The following is a 15,786-nucleotide window of genomic DNA, read 5'->3' as shown; positions in this document are numbered from 1 at the left end:
CCGCCCGCCGTCGCAGCGAGATCACCGGCCCGGCAACTGCGGGCTTTGCGGCGGACTCGGCGGCCCACGACGCACGAAAGCACCGGACCGGCGAGTCAGTAGCGTCCTGGCGCGGCAGTACGGGTGCAGCAGACCGCGGTGCGCGATCGGCCGCCTCGCGGCAACAGCGCCACCGGCGTCGAGCCAGCGATCGCGAACCCCGAAAGCGGGGCTCGTAGCGGGCTACTCGTCCGTAATGATGTCAGCCGTCCGCTGCGAGCGATAGCGTTGACCGGGTGATCACGGCTGAGATGAAGCGCAAGATCGACCAGGTATGGAGCTCGTTCTGGGCAGCGGGCATCTCGAACCCGCTGGAGGTGATCGAGCAGATCACCTATCTGGTCCACCTCCGCCGGCTAGAGGAGCTGTACCCAGGCACCGACGGTTCGACGCAGCCCTTGATCTACCAAGGGGCGACTGAGCGCCTACGGTGGTCGAAGCTCACCAACGAGGCCCCGCAGCGCATGCTCGCGCTCATTTGCGATGACGTTGTCGCATGGCTGCGGGATCTCAGTTATCGGTTTCCGGATCACTTCAGTCAGTTCAAAAGCGTGCGGTTCACGATCACTACGCCAAGCTTGCTGATGAGGGTAGTCGAGTTTGTCAACGACATCGCCGTCAGTGAGGCGGGCACCGCTGGCGCTGTCTACGAACATCTGCTCGGCAAGATGGATGGGAGCTCGGGAGACCTCCGAACACCACGCGACATCGTCGAGCTGCTGGTGCAAATAACGAGACCCGGCAGAGCTGACGACATCTGCGACCCCTTTTGCGGTACAGGAGAGCTTTTGCTGGCCGCCAGACAGTTCGTTGAACGATCGGGTGTGGGAGTGGCACCCGAAGGTGTCCTCCGAGGATTCAGCGCGCATTCTGAACTTCTACCCATCGCGGAGATGAACCTGGCCCTGCACGGCGTAGCGCGGCCGGATCTCCGGTCGGTCGACCCGTTGAGCAGGGATGCCGACGACTTGGGCGAGTACTCATTGATCCTGGCCAACCCACCTTTCGGTGGGCACTACGACTACGACCGGCTCTCTGACGAGTTGAAAACGTATGCCGGAACCAGGAGGATTGAACTGCTCTATCTGGCAGCGATTCTGCGCTGGTTGAAGCCGGGTGGACGCGCCGGAGTCGTGGTGCCGGACGGAGTGCTCTTCGGAAGCACCTCGGCTCATCAGGAGATTCGGCGCACACTTGTGGAGAAGCACAAGCTGGACGGCGTGGTGAGCTTGCCCAAGGGGATCTTCCAGCCGTACACAGGGGTGTCAGCATCGCTGCTGCTTTTCACAAAGACGGGCCGCACGGACTTCGTGTGGTTCTACGACATGACCGGAGAGGAAAGGCTGCGTGACGGCGCCCACGCCTCCACCTTGGCCGACGTTATATCGAGGTGGCAGAAGCGGGGCAGCTCGGAGCGCAAGAGAACTCCGGCCGATCAGAGCTTCTGCGTATCAGTGGCGGACATCGTCTTCAACGGGTACGAGCTCACGCCTCATCACTACCGGCACGAGCACGAGATGAAGAAGCTCGCTCGAGACGGTGTGTGGCGCCTCGGCGACATCGCCGAGGTGATCGCGGGGAAGGTGCGGACCTCGTCAGCGGACAACGATGTCGACGCCGCCGGGGCGGGTAAGGAGCAGCGGGTACTTCGTCCTGCCCTGCTCGATGTGTCGCTGCCGGACGTCGAAGATCTCCCGGTCACTGCACGGAAAGCCGACTCCGGCAGTACCTTGCGCGAAGGCGACGTGGTGGGGCGTGATCTGGCCGCAGCTCGTCACTGGACGGTGTTGCCGCGTCATTATGAGGGAGTGCAGGCGGGTCAGGGGTTGCTGGTCGTACGGCCTGTTCAGGGTGAGGTGCCCGCCGAGTATCTGGCGGCCTACCTGTCCAGCCCACAGGCTGAACGCAACTTTCCTCGCTACAACGTCATTCCGCGGATCCGCCCCAAGGGACTGGCCGATCTCCTCGTTCCGGCGTGTGACGGCACCTTCGCCGAGATTCGCGCCGCCGTGACCAGACTGACGGAAGGCGTCGACGAGGCCGCGAGGATCCACGACAATCTACGGCGCTCGAAGAAGGCGATTTTTGAGCCGGGCGGTAGCGGCGAGCGTCGGAGCAGGCTGGAACAGGCGGGCGAGCTCAGCTCGCTGGTGGCGCAGAACTTGCGCAGGCAGGGTGAACCGTATCGGCTGTTCCAGGATTCCTATCCGTACCCGATTGCCCGTGCCGTGCGCAGGTTCAAGCACAGTTCGTCGCCAGCGGAGAAGCACGAGGCGGCTCTCCTGTGCGTCGAGTCCTTGATCCTTTCTCTGGGCATCGTCTCCCTTTCTCTTTCCGCGCAACGCGGGTGGGGTGCCCTGGCAGAGGTACAGGCGTGGGCGACGGGAGTGCGGCAGGGCGGTGTCTCGCTAGGGCACTGGGTAGGAGTGATCAGGGCGACGGGAACGTTCGCCCGGGGGAGCGGGGACGAGGCGGCAGGCCTGGCCGAGGCGACGGCGACGAAGAAGGGAGGGAAAGGCTTGATGGCCGACCTGAGCTCCCTCGTGACGCTGCGGGACAAGCTCAGGCACGGAGCCAGCCCCCGTACTCGCGCAGAGATCGAGCGCAGTCTGGAGATACTGGAGGAGCTGACCTTCAGAGCGCTCACCGGGAGCTCGGTCCTCGCCAAGATGTCACTGGTGCACACGAGCAAGCTCCGATGGCTTCCGAACGCCGGCAAGTACGAGGTCTCGGGCCTTGCGCTGATGGGTGATCACCCCGACTTCGAACCTGCGGTGTTCGAGACCAACCGACCGCTCGCCGATGATCGTCTGTACCTGTCCACCTGGCAGGGAGAGATGATTCCGCTGTGGCCCTTCTGCGTGCTGGGCGACTGCCCGACCTGCCTGACTCCGGAGGTCTACTACCCGGATCGGCTGACGGGAACGACCGCTCTGCTGAAGAGCCTGGACCGCGGGCACGAACTCGAGAGCGATGAGGTGTTCGAGGACCTCAAGAGCTGGACCACGCCGGCCTCGGCCGACTGACACGTGACATCGACCGACGAGCTACTCCTGCGGGTGATCATCGCCGCCGGTTGTACGACACGACCGGGCGAGAACGTGCAGCTCGTAAGCTGCAGAAGCCGCGTCATCTGTCGGAGATCGAGGGCCTTGTTCGGAGGCCAGTGGCGGCGGCATTGCCTCCTGTCGGTTGGTGACCTCGATACGTGCCGCCGCCCTGGCCGGACCTCGGGGAGGGCACCAACCTGCGCGAGATCGTCTGGGGAGGGCCGGACCTCGGGGAGGGCACCAACCTGCGCGAGATCGTCTGGGGAGGGCCGGACCTCGGGGAGGGCACCAACCTGCGCGAGATCGTCTGGGGAGGGCCGGACCTCGGGGAGGGCACCAACCTGCGCGAGATCGTCTGGGGAGGGCCGGACCTCGGGGAGGGCACCAACCTGCGCGAGATCGTCTGGGGAGGGCCGGACCTCGGGCGGGAGTACCAAAGGATGGGAACAGGGCCGACCAGCGGTTTTATACCGGCAGCCTGGTGGTGGAGGGCCGGTTCGAGCTGACTCCGCTTGGTTGAAGCGGGTTCGCTGGGCGGGTTTGGCGCATCCCGCCCAGCGAACTAGGTGGTTGAGGTTGGGTCCTGGGCGAGGCGGACGCGGTGGCCTTCTGCGGTGTCGCCGAAGTCGCGTTCGTCGTCGTTGCGGAAGCGTTTGTAGAACCATTCGGGTACTCGGGCCGGGTCTAGGCGGGTGCGGAGGACGCCGTCCTGGACGTCGCGGGCCACGTTGCGCAGGCGGTGCCATTCGGTCTCGGGCACGGGGCCGGGGCGTCCGTTGTTGAGTTCGGTGTTGACGACCTTGGCGAGTCGTTCGCGTTCGTCTGCCACCTTGCGTTGGCTGGACCAGATCTCGTAGGCGATCTGGTAGGCAGCCAGGGACGGGACGAAGAAGCTGAGGAGGGTGTCGAGCAGTGTGGCGTTCGCGACCGCGAGACCCACAACCAGCCCGATGGCGGTCCACAGGAACGCGGCAGCGGCGATGAGGTGGCTGTAGCGGCGGCGGAGACGGGCGTCCCAGGAGAGGTTCTGTTCCTGGGCGATGAAGACATCGTAGGGGTGGTAGACGTCGTGAGTGGGGTCGTACCAGCCGTCGGTGATGCGCTTGTCCTTCTTGCCACCTCGGGGGAGTTGGCGGGCAAGGCGCCGGACGTCTGGTTCGGGGATGGGATCGCCGGCGACGGTGGCGCGCCAGGGCATGTGGAACAGGGCGGTGTCGAACATCTCCTGGAGCAGGGCGCCTTGGCGGGCGGTGTTCCCGGCGAGGCCCTTGAGCAGGAACGCGGAGACAACGAACCAGAAGAAGCCGACGATCGAGACCACGGTCCGGCCGTGCCCGATCAACGTGATCAGGACACCAGCGGCGGCGAGCGCCACGGCGGCGTCGACGCGGACGGCTTCGAAGAGCTGGCCACGTTGGTGACTTGCCGCCGCGGCGCGCTGCAGGAGCAGCATGTCCTCGTCGAGCTGCCGTTCGTGGATGGCCCGAGGCGGTATCCCGCGAACACCGGCGGGGTTGGTGGAGAGGTTCACGGCTTGGTCATCCGGTTCCCGAAGAGCTTCTTCCACTCGTCGTACGCGGCGTGCTCTTGGTCGTCGTCTTCGAGGTCGACCGCCCGCTCAGCGATGGCGCGGGCCTGGTTGAGCGCGTTGGCCGCGGCGAGTTTCTGGGTGGCGTTCATGACGGCGTTGACGTCACCGCCGAGACCGGCGGGGTCGAGCCACTCGTCGCCGATGCGTTCGGCGGCGGTGGCCAGGAACAGCACGACCTCGTCCTGGTAGCGCCCGATCGGCGGCTTCACCAGGGACTGGGCCATGACCTCCAGCAGGAAGGAGGGCGAGACGGGCTCGCCGAGCTCGCGATTGATGCCCTTGATCATCTTGACGAAGGGCACGTACTTGCCGTCGCAGTCGGTGTTCTTGGCGATGCTCAGCTCGTGGTGGCGCTTGGGGTTGGTCGCGAGCCAGTCACCCGCCGACGGGTTGGGGATGTAGTAGCCGCCGTCCTCCCGCTTGAAGGCGGGGACCACGTCGATGGACATGACGTCGTCGTCGGCGCCGTAGGGGATGACGACCGCCATGCCGTCGCGGGCGGCGGCGCTCCACTTCTGGCGGAGCAGGGTCTCCAGGGCGTTGATGACCTGGATGGGGGCCTGGTCTCGGAAGCCGGCCTGGGAGCCGTCGGCGTCGAGGACGACGAAGATGTCGATGTCCTTGAGCTTCTTGGTCTTGGTGTCGCGCCGGTAGCTGCCGGTGAGGAAGTCGTCGGCGAGGTCCCAGTGCGACTTGACGAAGTCGCGGATGGCCTCGTGCCGCGCCTTGGCCAAGTTCTGCTCGGTCTGGGTGATCTCCAGGTTGTGCTTGAGCTTGGCGAAGGCGTCGTCGATGTATCCCATGCGGTGTTCCTGCTCGTGGTCTCAGTTGTGGTAGTACCGCATGCCGGTCGAGGCGTGCGGGGCGGAGCCGAGGGTGCCGAAGGTGATGCCGCGCAGGCCGCCGATGCTGGCCCGCTGGCCGGGGCCCCAGCCCGGTTGGTCGGAGCAAGGCCAGTTGTAGGTACAGAGCAGCTTGTAGGTGGTGCCGGCGGGCACCCGGTCGAGCTTGGCGCGGAACCGGGCGAGCCGGGCGCGGGAGGCGGTGAACTCGGCGTTGCCGTCACCGGAGGCGGCGTAGGACACCGGGAACTCGATCACCGGCACCACGGCGCCCGAGGGCTGGTGGCACTCGAGGACGACCGTGGCCAGCGAGCCCTCCTCGATCCACGCCTTGATCGCGTTCTCGTTCTGCACCCAGTCACGGCGCAGCCGGTCCATGTTGATTCCGAGATCAGCGAGGATGTCAGTGATGGCGCCGAGGATGATGTCGGTCAGGTGCGTGGCTGTATGGGTCCGGGTGTAGCTGTAGGTGTAGGTCGAGGTCATCGCTGGGTCACCGCCCGGCGGAGGGCCTCACGGTCGATCAGCGGACCCGAGCTGGCGGCCTTCGTCTCCGCAGCGGGCGGCGCGGCGTCCGACAGCCGAGCGTGCCTCTCCGCGGCGGCCTTCACCTGCTCCTGCAGCGGGGCGGGCGACGGGAGGTAGACCGTGAAGTCGTCGGCGCCCGCCGCGCCGGGGACGGGATTGAGGTTCTCCTCCAGCGTCAGCGCCGTCGTGCCGGACACCGTGGTGATCTCGCAGTGCACCTTGCCAGCCACCAGGGTGATCGGGTGCTTGTGCAGGTGCCCTCCCGCGACCAGCATCCGCCCGACCGCCTCGGCGGCCGACATCGCCTGCACCGCCTCGTCGCGCGACAGCGCGGAGGACTGCGCCACGGTGTCCGCCACGAGGTCCGCGATCACCGCCCAGGTCGCGCTGGCGCTGCGCATAGGTGAGGCCGCCACTTCCCTAGTGCGCCGCACGGGACACCTCCGGCTGGCTCGTCTCCGCGACGGCGTTGCTCACCGCGGAGGCCAGGTCGTCCTCGGTGAGGCTGCCGGGGTCGAGCACCGTGTCCAGCCGCTGAGCCAGGGCTTCGAAGACCACCTTGCGCGTGCGGCGGCCGTCCAACCCGTTCGCGGCCTCGGCGATGCGGTTCATCGCCGAGGAGCGCGCCAGGTCACCCAGGGCCGGGTACTTGTCGGCGAGCGTGAGCAGCGTGGAGGCCAGGATCTCCCGCAGCGCCTCCGGCTCCGGGAGCGGGACGAGGATGGCGGCGTCGGAACGGGACAGGAACGCCTCGTCCAGGGCGGTGGTGAAGTTGCTCGTCGCGACGAAGAACAGGTGCGGGTGCTCGGCGGCGTTGAGGTCCAGCGCCGTGAGCACCGCGTCGGTGGCTCGGTGGACATCCGCCGGGTTGGCGGCCAACGACGCCGCCGAGCGGGCGACTGCCATCGACTCCACCTCGTCCAGGATCACCACCGTCGGCACCCCGTCCGACGCCAGACCCGGCACGTACTCGCCGAGCAGCTCGCTGACCCGCTGTTGCGACTGCCCGTGTTCGGCGCTCATCAGCCCGTGCGGGTTGATCTCGATCCGCCGCACCTCGCCGCCGGGAACGAAGCGCGCGACCTGCGCTGGCAGACCGCGCGCAAGGGTCGTCTTGCCGGTGCCGGGCGGCCCGTAGAGCGTGCACAACCCGTGCAACGCCGTCACCGCGAACGGCAGGTCAGGCCGCACGAGCAGCGACAACAAGGTCTGGTTGCGCAACTGCTCCTTGATCGCCTCCGGCACCACGATGGCGTCCCACAGCGCAGCCTCCGCCGAGTCAGCGGTGACCACCTCCTCGGACAGCACGCACTCCTGAACCTTCATGATCTCTATCCCATCCCTGTGCGTGTCGATGTATTCTTGTCGCCTGACCGTGGTTTGCCGGTCACGCTCCTCGCTTGCTCGCTCAGTTCCTCATGCTGTCGCCCAAGTCGTCGGGATTGCGGGTAGGTGGACCGACAGCGACCCACCTACCTGCGGAGCCACCGTCAGCGGTTCTCGGTGACGGTGGTCTTTGGGTGCCGGGCCGCGGTCGCCGGGGCGACGTAGCGCCCGGTGATCGCGCTGCGGTGCGCGGTGGCGGTGCTGCGGTTGCCGGAGGGCGACGTGCTCACCGAGGTGCGCGGGTGACGCGCGGCGGCGGCGTTGTTGATGTAGCGGCCGGTGATGGCGCTGCGGTTGGCCATGATGACTCCTTGGTTCGGCCAGCTCCGGGATGGAACTGGCTTCACCTAGGTCTGACGTAACACTGCGGCATCTGTCCGGTGGCCCAGCGAACAGTGGGATCAGGCGCAGTCGTTGCAGACGGTCTCGCCGGGTCGGAACCTGCTCGGGGCTAGGCGGAGGTGGCACTGAGGGCACGGTCTTTCCTTACGAGCTTTGGCCACGTCACATCCGCAGTGCCCGTCTCGACATCGTGGCTCCGAGCAGCTTTCGCACGTCTCATCGCTCTGGAAGTCGTTGCAGATCTCGCAGATTTGCCACTTCCGGCTTTGAGAACCGCCAGTGTACGCACGAGGAACAGCTAACTGTTTCCACGGAACTATGTCGCGCACCGCGATCGCGATCAGGTAGTGCTGGTCGATCCACACGGCCTGTCCATACAGCGTCTCGCTCAGGGTGCCGTTGCCGTAGCGGAGGTGCGTATCGTCTCTGGTGAAGTGTCCTTCCTGGCTTTCCAGTGCCGCCGCAATCAAGGGGGTTCCCGACTGGTCCGATCTGCGAGCGGGTGGGATGAAGCTGTGAGGAGCGGCGAACTGGACGACGCCGTCGGCATCGAGCAAGTACACGACACCCGCTCCCTGAAGCTGCCGCGCCGCCCACACGCAGCAGGCTTCGCGAGATGCCGAGGAGCGCTCAAAGAGGTCGGCCACATCGCGGGCGAGCGGACCTTTCGGCCCGATTGCGGGCCTCAACTCGTCGTCAGGGAGCAAGATCTCGGCCGCGAACGCGTCGCACGCTTCCTCCTCCAACGTCTCGGATTCGTGTGGGCAGATCTCGAAGAGCCGGCCGCCGAGCGTGATGTCGGTCTTCTGGAGATGGTGCCCCAGTTCGTGGAGGCCGGTGAACCCGTTCCGCCTCTGGGACGCAGCTACTGTGATGCGGAGGGTCGGCGGCATGTGAAGGTAGCTGCCCGCGACCGAGCAGCGGTCGTAGCCAGCGGGCTCGTCGACATAGACGACGGCGAGGTCGTCCCAGCCCTCCAATTCGACGAGAGGGTCAACTCGGAGTCGTTCCACAACACCGGGTCGTCTTTGCTCCAGTACGTCGATCATTGCGAAGGCTTGGCTGCGGGCTTCATTCGGGTACTTCCCGCGCGTCATCGTTCCTCCGACCGCGAACCGAGAAGGTACTGCTCGATCCTCCTCGACCAATCCGGAGGTCCCGAACCCGTTTGGCGAGCGGCCATCGCCAGGACGCCATACGCTCCCGCCTCGCGGGCAGCAGCCTCATCGGTGTTGTCTCGTGCGGCATGTTCTCGCCATACCGTGCGCAACCGCGGATGTTGCACCTGCGCCACCAAGTCGGCTGGAAGGGGCCGAACAGCCTGTAACACCAGATCATGGTCGACCCCAGTGGACTCCGAGACCGCGAAAGCTTGCGCGGGAGTCATCGGCTTGTAGCCGCGCACGATGTCCATCACCTCGGCCTGGGTGAGGCCCAGCGGCATCAAGGCCGTCACCAAACCCTCGAAGCTGAACTTGTCCGCGAGCACGTTCACCAAGCTGGGAGTCGACCGTCCTTCCGACTCGATCGGGAGGACGGGACTCCCCCGCAGAGTGTCGAGGTCGTCGAGGATCTCAGCTCTGACCATGGCGGCCTGGTCGAACTCCGACAGGATGGGAGTTCCGCGACGTGATCGCGGTGGCAGGTCCGCGTCCGCTTCGAGGCGCTGGTCTGCGGCGTTCACGAACTCGTCCGTCCATTGGTCGAGGACTGCGTCGAGCACCCGAACGGGCAACTCGGCCTGCAGCCCTCGCCACACGGTCACCGGTACACCGAACGCGGTACCCCTGGGTTCCAGGACGAGGCAGTGCTCGTCCTCGGCGGGCGGGTCCAGCGTCACCGGCGTCATGGTGACGTCGAAGTCACCGACGTCGAGCAACAGAACCAGCAGGGACACGTCGTCCCACGACGCTCTCCACACCTGGCCCCGCCGGACCTGCACAGAGCGTGGTTCACCGAAACGAGCCTGGCGGCCAGCTTCGGTCAAGACATCCGGAACGCGAGCCTGGCTCGCGAGTTCGAGCAGGCGGTCGGAAACGGTCGGATCGTTCACGATGTCCTCCCGATGCGGTCGACCTCATAAGTCGTCACCCAGGTCTGACGTCGCAACGAGCGAACCGTCCGGCCACGCGCGAGGTGAGCAGGAGTCAGCGACACAGCTCAATCACCTCCAGGACGATCCGCTGAGCATCCGGCCCTGTGCCTGCCAGTTCAACCAACTTCGTCCTCGTGAGCTCGATCATCTGATACGCCCGGGACCGCCCGAGGCCCAGCCTTTCCCGTACTGCCACGACATCGTGCAGAACAGGGACGATCGTCCTCTCGTCCGCAGACAATCGCGCGTGCACCGCGACCGCGGCGCACCCCGTGTCGAGTTCGGTGTCGGCCGCGATCACGAGATCCTCAGCAGTCGGTTCCGGGGACGGCAACTCGGCGGACTCGGCGACGTCGGCCGCCGAGACTACGATCGGATCCAGGGCTGCGAGGAAGCGCTGCGTGAAGACGAAGACCAACTGTGCCAACTCCAGACTTCCCTCCGCCTTGGTCAACACAGCTCGCGTGATCGCCACCAGGGAGGCGTGATCCGCCAGGGGTGAACGCCGGGAATCACTGTTCCACTTCGGCACTCGAACATCAGGCACACCCCGAGCAGCTTTCACCAGCGGTTCAAGGTCACCCCCGAACGGGGCACCATCCGTCCCAGCAAGCCTCCACCGACCCGCGCCAGGCTCACCGTCCGGGACTTGCTCGAACGCATCGTCCTTCAAGATCTTCTCGATCGAGCGACGAAGGACGCCGCCCCCGGTCTTCCGAGCCTGATCGATCAACCAATGGCGGATCGACTTCCGCAGTAACCTGCCGAAGCTCGCCTCATCTCTTGCCTGCGCCATCAACATGGCCGTGACGCTCGCGAGCCGGTCGACGAAGAAGCCCTGCACCACATCATCCAACTCGTGCCCGGCCAACACCGGCATCCTGGCCAGTTCCTCCCTGACCAACTTCTGCGTCAGCGCGACTCCAACAGGCCCAAGATGCCCACGGATCCGCAACTCCTCAAACGCGGAGATCACCGCCTCCTCTCACCGGGACCCCCGACCAGAGCGACCGTTATACACCCATAACACCGGCTGCCACGAGCGAGGCGAGCCACCAAGCGCGATTGGAAACCCCAACTAACTCGTCCCGTTACCCGCTGACCTCAGCGAGCGCTCAGCCGTTCCCCGACAGGTGCTCGACGGTCTCATCCACTCCGGAGACCGTATTGCGACCTCTTGCAGGGTCTATTTCGTGTGTGATCGGCTCTGGCGCACTTTCGGTGGTGGGCCGAGGTCGGATCTCAGTCGCGGTGAGCCGGGCTCGCCGCGACGCCACCCCGTGCTCAGCTACCCCTGACCACCGAAAGTGCGCCAGAGTCGATGGCGGGATAGTCCCTGCCTTGCACCGAGCGGGGTCTGGTGGCGCCGCATCGGGTGGTCGGACGCACACGCCGGTGCGCGCGAACAGATATCCACTGCGGCCTTGGATCAGTCGGTCGCGGCATCAAGGCATCTCGCTGGATCGTCGATTGCCAGTGGGTGGAATCACTCGCAGCGGAACGGCCTGTTGAGCATGCAACGCCTCGGTCGGGGTGTACGTGGACTTCGAGAACCTGGTCTGCGGCGCGGGCCGTGGACTGCCCGGCCGTGCCAACCCCGTGCCCTACGCGGCGATCACCCGGTTGTATCGGGACTACGGCAACGCGGTCATCCGCCGCGCATACGCGGACTGGGCGAATCCGCAGTTCAGGCGCTATCAGCAGGACCTGGCCATGAACGGCGTCGACCCCCTACAACTCCGAAACCGAACGCCGCGCAGCCCTACCGGCATGGCTACACACCTACAATCACCACCGCGGCCACACCGCACTCGCAGGCCACCCACCCATCAGCCGCGTCCCCAACCTCCCAGGTCAGTACAACTAGCACAGCGACCCTGCGGCATTGACAGGTGTCCTCGACCAGCCGCACGTTGGTGTCCGGTCCGGGAGCACTACTGGCGCGTCCGAGGCTTCGACGGCGTGCGGCTCACCCTCACCGCCACCTGCCGCATCGCCGCCAACCAGGGCCGCCAGGCTCCCACCGCCCTGCGATCAGAGGTCTAGTTGATGGCACCTCACGCTGTCGGTGAACGCCGCCCACCTTACCGGAGAGAAAGCCAAGGTAGGACTGTTCGAGCCGAGCTTGGTGTCTCGGACTCCCACCAGGCCGGGTACGGAGCCGACTTCGACGCAGCCTCCGTTCTGGCCTCCGCTGTGAGTGGACTTGTGCCAGTTGGTCGCGGCGGCGAGGGCGGTTACTGCGTCCTCGTACCTCATGGTGATCACAGATCCTTCATCAGTCGGTGGATGTACGCCGGTGACTCTGTCGGGTTGATCGCCAGGACCCGGAGCCGGCTCGGGGCGTTGCGGTAGGTGGTGATCTGCTTCACCTCCTCGTAGTAGTGGCCCTTGATGCGGTCTTCGACGTACGCACACCCAGCGTAGTTCTCTAGCTCGGACGAAGCAGAGATCGTGAAGGGCCTCTCCAGCACCTTCTTGACCGCTAGAGCGAGCCCCGAGGAGAGCTGAAAGAGTGATCGAGTGAGCACACTCCGAGACAACGACGTCGACGTGCCAGGCAGGCTTCGCGCGGCGATGGTGGGTGCCCTGCGCGAGATGGGAGCGATCCGCTCCGACCAGGTCGCCGATGCCCTTCTCGCCGTGCCCCGGCACTTGTTCGCCCCGGTGGGTGAGTCGCTGGAGCGGGTCTACGACCCGACGACGGTCATCGTCACCAAGCGCGACGAGCAGGGTGCGGCGATCAGTTCGCTGTCGGAGGCCCACATCCAGGCCACGATGCTGGAGCAGGCGGGTATCGAGCCGGGGATGCGTGTGCTGGAGATCGGCACCGGCGGCTACAACGCCTCGCTGATCGCCGAGTTGGTCGGCGACACGGGGACGGTCGTGTCGGTCGACATCGACTCCGACATCGTCGCCGGCGCCCGCGACTGCCTGGCCTGGGCCGGGTACGACCGGGTGATCGTGGTCGAGGCCGACGCCGAGCACGGCGTCGGCGAGTACGCGCCGTTCGACCGGGTGATCGTGACCGCGGGGGCGTGGGACATCCCTCCGGCCTGGTCGCGGCAGCTCACCGAGCATGGCCGGATCGTCGTGCCGCTGCGGCTGCGCGGCATGACCCGGTCGATCGCGTTCGAGCGCGACGGTGACCGCCTGGCCAGCCTCAGCCACCGGCTGTGCGGGTTCGTCCCGATGCAGGGCGAGGGCACCCACACCGAGCGCTTGGTGCACATCGACGGCGACCAGGTCGCCATCCGAGTCGACGGCGACCAGGACATCGACCCCGAGCTGCTGCGGACCGCCTTGCACTCGCCACGCGTCGAGCACTGGTCGGGGGTCGAGTTCGACCACATCGACGGCATGGACCTGTTCGTCGGCACCACCGCACCCGGCTTCGCGCTGCTCTACGCGACGAAGCCGATCATCGACAGCGGCCTCGTCGGGCCCGCCGCCATCCGCGGCGTGCCGACCGCGGTCCGGGGCGGCAGCTTCGCCTACCGCACCAAGCGCCCGGTCGAAGGCACAGGCACCTTCGAGACCGGGGTACTTGCGCACGGCCCCGACGCCGACGCCCTCGCGCAGGAGTACGTCGCATGGCTGCGGACCTGGGACCGCGACCACCGCAACGGCACCGGCCCGCTCATCGAAGTCCATCCCGCCGGGACCCCGGACAGCGAACTCGGTAGTGGACTGGTCGTGGACAAGGTCCACACCCGAGTAGTGATTTCTTGGCCCTGACTGGGGCATCCCTCCGCCAGCCGAAACCATTAGGCGCTTCCGTGTGGGAGACAGGGCATCGACGATCGGCAAGACAACAGCGCAACCGTCCACGACGATGGATAGTTTTCGACGCATTTCAGCCGGTCTCAACTGGACTAAGGAGTACCCAACGTGGCCATCGAGGCCGCGTTGACGAGGATGCCCTGAGTGGCGGCGGACAGACCGAGTCGGTTCCAGTGAAAGATCACGATGTGCGCAAGTACTGCGCGAAGGCACGAGGAAGAGTTCCTTGTGTAGCCGCGCCGCAGAGCTGTTGCCCCGTCTTTTGGAAGCTGGTGAACCAGGGTGTCGCCTGGACCATGAGCGTCCTGGGCTGGACGGCGTCGCTGTCGAGGGGGTTGGCGATGGCGAGTAGTGGGTGCAGGTTCTCTGCGAGATGGGCGATCTTTGCAGGCTCGGCGGCGGCCGGGCGAAGTTGGACGACGCGGGAAAAGACGTCGCCGCGCTCGAAGGTCTCGAGGTGGACAGCGTTCAGGAGGGTCGTGAGCAAGAGGATGGAGAGTTCTCGGCGGCCGATGCCTGGGGTGTCGTGGGTGAGGTAGTCGACGACGCCGCGGCTGTCGGCGTGGAAGAGGTCGTGGACTATGTCCATGCTGGTGGGGCCGCCGAAGGCTGTGGTTTCGGGTTCGTAGGTGGTGGGCCACCAGCGTTGGATGACACTGTTGGCAACGAGGGAGTTGAGGGCGTGGTCGACGGCGGGTTTGTCGGCGTGGTGGAGGCGGAGGCGCCAGCAGGGGTGTTTGCGGAGGAACCACCAGGTGGTGATGGCTCCGCTCTGCTGTAGGTCGTCGAGGATAGGACGGAGGTGGGTGACGGCGATGGACTCGGCGTCGGCCCAGACGGTGAACTCGATACGGAGGTCGTACCAGGTGGCTTCGGCTTGCTGGTCGAGGGCTGCCAGTCCGGCGGCGTGGTAGGTACGGATGGCGTCGTCGAGGTCGGTGGCGGTGAGGTTGTTGTTGTGGGCTGTCGTGGTGAGGTCGGCGCCTGCGAGGACGGCGAAGATGCTGCTGGTCAGGTGATCAGGAGGCATGTGTCCCATCCGGGCGTGGGGTGCTGGGTGGTGAGTTGGGCGAGGGTGATGCCAGGGCCTCCTGTGAGCAGGCCGCCAGGCGCGGTGCCGGGGTGTGCGGCCAGCAGGGTGCGTACGCGAGCGAGCTGTTCAGCGAGAAGCGGGGTGCGTGCGTCGCGGGCAGCTCGGAGGGCGGTTTGGTAGACCCCGGCGATGCCGTGGCAGAGGCCCGGGTCGGTGAGGCGGGCCAGGTTGGCGTCGGCGAGGCTGTCGAGCAGGATGCTTTCGGCAGCCTGCTGGCGGTGCGAATCGGCAATGGCGATGGCTGCGAGTTGCAGGGCGCGGGCGATCCCCACGTTCCCGTAGCACCAGTACGGTCGCGCAGGCTCGGCATGATTAGGGCATCCCGCGCGGAGTTCGCCGCGGGTGATCCACTGTGGCCACCGAGTGTCGTCTTGTTGCCAGCCGTCGAACCAGTTCAACAGGACGTGGATCGCCTCGTGTTGGCCATGGACTTCATGGCCGTGGATGGTGGCGAGTGCCAGGAACGCGAGCAGACCGGCAGCGCCGTGTGCCATGCCGAAGTTGGCGTGGCCACCGGGGGTAGGGATGATCTGGTCAGGATCGTGGTTTACCCACCAACCGGGGACTTCGCCTCCGCCTCGATGTCTTGGTTGGATCAAGCGCACTACGTAGTGAAGGACGTCGGCGAGTAGTCGTTCGTCGATCGGGTAGTGCAGTAGCAGGGTGCCGATGCCGGTGAGGCCGTAGAAGAGGTCGTACTCGGTGAACGTGGCGGGGTCGCCCCGGTCGATGCGGGCGTGCGCGGCGGCCAAGCGCCGTTGGGTGAGCTTGATGACGGGGTCGTTCAGCTTCTCGGCGGCTGCACGAAAGCCTGGGTGGTGGGTAGCTGCCGTGTGTAGAAGGAACGCGATGGCTGGGGCGCCGTAGTAGAGGCCCGCTTGGTCGGAGGCATCGATCGGGCCGGTGGTGACGTGCCGAAGGCAGGTGCGGACGGTATCCCAGGTCCCGGTGCCGCTTCGTGCTCGTTCGATGTGTACTAGAGCCTCGGCCGCGGCACCCCGCGCGAGGGACTGGTTCAGCGCCGTGTCTGCGGTCAC

General features: G+C 66.3%; 16 protein-coding genes and 2 pseudogenes. 5 read left to right on the top strand and 13 right to left on the bottom strand.

The window, feature by feature from the left end:
• The first annotated feature begins 275 nt into the window (after nt 1-275).
• Nucleotides 276-3,065 (top strand): class I SAM-dependent DNA methyltransferase, encoded by a 2,790-nt coding sequence (locus JOD54_RS31030; protein WP_204455483.1) that lies wholly within the window; start codon nt 276-278, stop codon nt 3,063-3,065.
• Between the two features lie 182 nt (nt 3,066-3,247).
• Nucleotides 3,248-3,595, top strand: a complete 348-nt coding sequence (locus JOD54_RS31025) for a hypothetical protein (protein WP_204455482.1) — start codon at nt 3,248-3,250, stop codon at nt 3,593-3,595.
• A gap of 56 nt (nt 3,596-3,651) precedes the next feature.
• Here JOD54_RS31025 and JOD54_RS31020 read toward each other — a convergent pair whose 3' ends face one another.
• From JOD54_RS31020 to JOD54_RS30980, 9 genes are all read right to left on the bottom strand, one after another.
• Nucleotides 3,652-4,620: an S-4TM family putative pore-forming effector gene (locus JOD54_RS31020; protein ID WP_204455481.1), complete on the bottom strand. Its 969-nt coding sequence runs from the start codon at nt 4,618-4,620 to the stop codon at nt 3,652-3,654.
• Nucleotides 4,617-5,483 (bottom strand): CBASS oligonucleotide cyclase, encoded by an 867-nt coding sequence (locus tag JOD54_RS31015; protein ID WP_204455480.1) that lies wholly within the window; start codon nt 5,481-5,483, stop codon nt 4,617-4,619. Before JOD54_RS31015 ends, JOD54_RS31020 begins: the two co-directional genes overlap by 4 nt.
• A 21-nt stretch (nt 5,484-5,504) precedes the next feature.
• Nucleotides 5,505-6,008: a hypothetical protein gene (locus JOD54_RS31010; RefSeq protein ID WP_204455479.1), complete on the bottom strand. Its 504-nt coding sequence runs from the start codon at nt 6,006-6,008 to the stop codon at nt 5,505-5,507.
• Nucleotides 6,005-6,451, bottom strand: a complete 447-nt coding sequence (locus JOD54_RS31005; RefSeq protein ID WP_204455478.1) for a CBASS system Cap8 protein — start codon at nt 6,449-6,451, stop codon at nt 6,005-6,007. The genes JOD54_RS31010 and JOD54_RS31005 overlap by 4 nt, the downstream gene beginning before the upstream one ends.
• A 19-nt stretch (nt 6,452-6,470) precedes the next feature.
• Nucleotides 6,471-7,376 (bottom strand): AAA family ATPase, encoded by a 906-nt coding sequence (locus JOD54_RS31000; protein ID WP_204455477.1) that lies wholly within the window; start codon nt 7,374-7,376, stop codon nt 6,471-6,473.
• Nucleotides 7,377-7,540: 164 nt separating this feature from the next.
• Nucleotides 7,541-7,738, bottom strand: coding sequence for an ABC transporter ATP-binding protein (locus JOD54_RS30995; RefSeq protein ID WP_204455476.1), 198 nt, complete (start codon nt 7,736-7,738; stop codon nt 7,541-7,543).
• Nucleotides 7,739-7,837: 99 nt separating this feature from the next.
• Entirely contained in the window at nt 7,838-8,875 is a 1,038-nt protein-coding gene (locus tag JOD54_RS30990; RefSeq protein WP_204455475.1) for an ImmA/IrrE family metallo-endopeptidase, read from the bottom strand.
• Nucleotides 8,872-9,831 (bottom strand): hypothetical protein, encoded by a 960-nt coding sequence (locus JOD54_RS30985; RefSeq protein WP_204455474.1) that lies wholly within the window; start codon nt 9,829-9,831, stop codon nt 8,872-8,874. Before JOD54_RS30985 ends, JOD54_RS30990 begins: the two co-directional genes overlap by 4 nt.
• Before the next feature lie 94 nt (nt 9,832-9,925).
• A complete protein-coding gene (locus JOD54_RS30980; RefSeq protein ID WP_204455473.1) occupies nt 9,926-10,849 on the bottom strand; it encodes a hypothetical protein in 924 nt (307 codons plus the stop codon).
• Between the two features lie 557 nt (nt 10,850-11,406).
• Between JOD54_RS30980 and JOD54_RS34835 the strand changes: the two are divergent.
• Nucleotides 11,407-11,559, top strand: a pseudogene (locus JOD54_RS34835) (NYN domain-containing protein); the annotation flags it as partial.
• A gap of 46 nt (nt 11,560-11,605) precedes the next feature.
• Nucleotides 11,606-11,740, top strand: a pseudogene (locus JOD54_RS34830) (IS481 family transposase); the annotation flags it as partial.
• Nucleotides 11,741-11,907: 167 nt separating this feature from the next.
• Here the strand turns inward: JOD54_RS34830 and JOD54_RS30970 are convergent.
• Nucleotides 11,908-12,132 carry a DUF397 domain-containing protein gene (locus JOD54_RS30970; RefSeq protein WP_204455472.1) on the bottom strand — a complete coding sequence of 75 codons (225 nt, stop codon included), beginning with the start codon at nt 12,130-12,132 and terminating at the stop codon, nt 11,908-11,910.
• A 5-nt stretch (nt 12,133-12,137) separates the two neighbouring features.
• Complete coding sequence (locus tag JOD54_RS30965) at nt 12,138-12,404, bottom strand: hypothetical protein (RefSeq protein WP_204455471.1); 267 nt, start codon at nt 12,402-12,404, stop codon at nt 12,138-12,140.
• Here JOD54_RS30965 and fxlM point away from each other — a divergent pair.
• A complete protein-coding gene (gene fxlM, locus JOD54_RS30960) occupies nt 12,397-13,611 on the top strand; it encodes a methyltransferase, FxLD system (protein WP_204455470.1) in 1,215 nt (404 codons plus the stop codon). The two genes, JOD54_RS30965 and fxlM, sit on opposite strands and share 8 nt — an antisense overlap.
• Nucleotides 13,612-13,837: 226 nt before the next feature.
• Here the strand turns inward: fxlM and JOD54_RS30955 are convergent, their stop codons facing one another.
• On the bottom strand, nt 13,838-14,686 hold the full coding sequence (locus JOD54_RS30955) for a thiopeptide-type bacteriocin biosynthesis protein (RefSeq protein ID WP_204455469.1): 849 nt from the start codon (nt 14,684-14,686) through the stop codon (nt 13,838-13,840).
• Complete coding sequence (locus JOD54_RS30950; RefSeq protein WP_204455468.1) at nt 14,668-15,786, bottom strand: lanthionine synthetase C family protein; 1,119 nt, start codon at nt 15,784-15,786, stop codon at nt 14,668-14,670. Before JOD54_RS30950 ends, JOD54_RS30955 begins: the two co-directional genes overlap by 19 nt.

This window comes from Actinokineospora baliensis (assembly GCF_016907695.1).
GTDB classification, from domain to species: Bacteria; Actinomycetota; Actinomycetes; order Mycobacteriales; family Pseudonocardiaceae; genus Actinokineospora; species Actinokineospora baliensis.
Note: the sequence above shows the minus strand (reverse complement) of the source record. Positions and strands in the feature narration are given on the sequence as shown.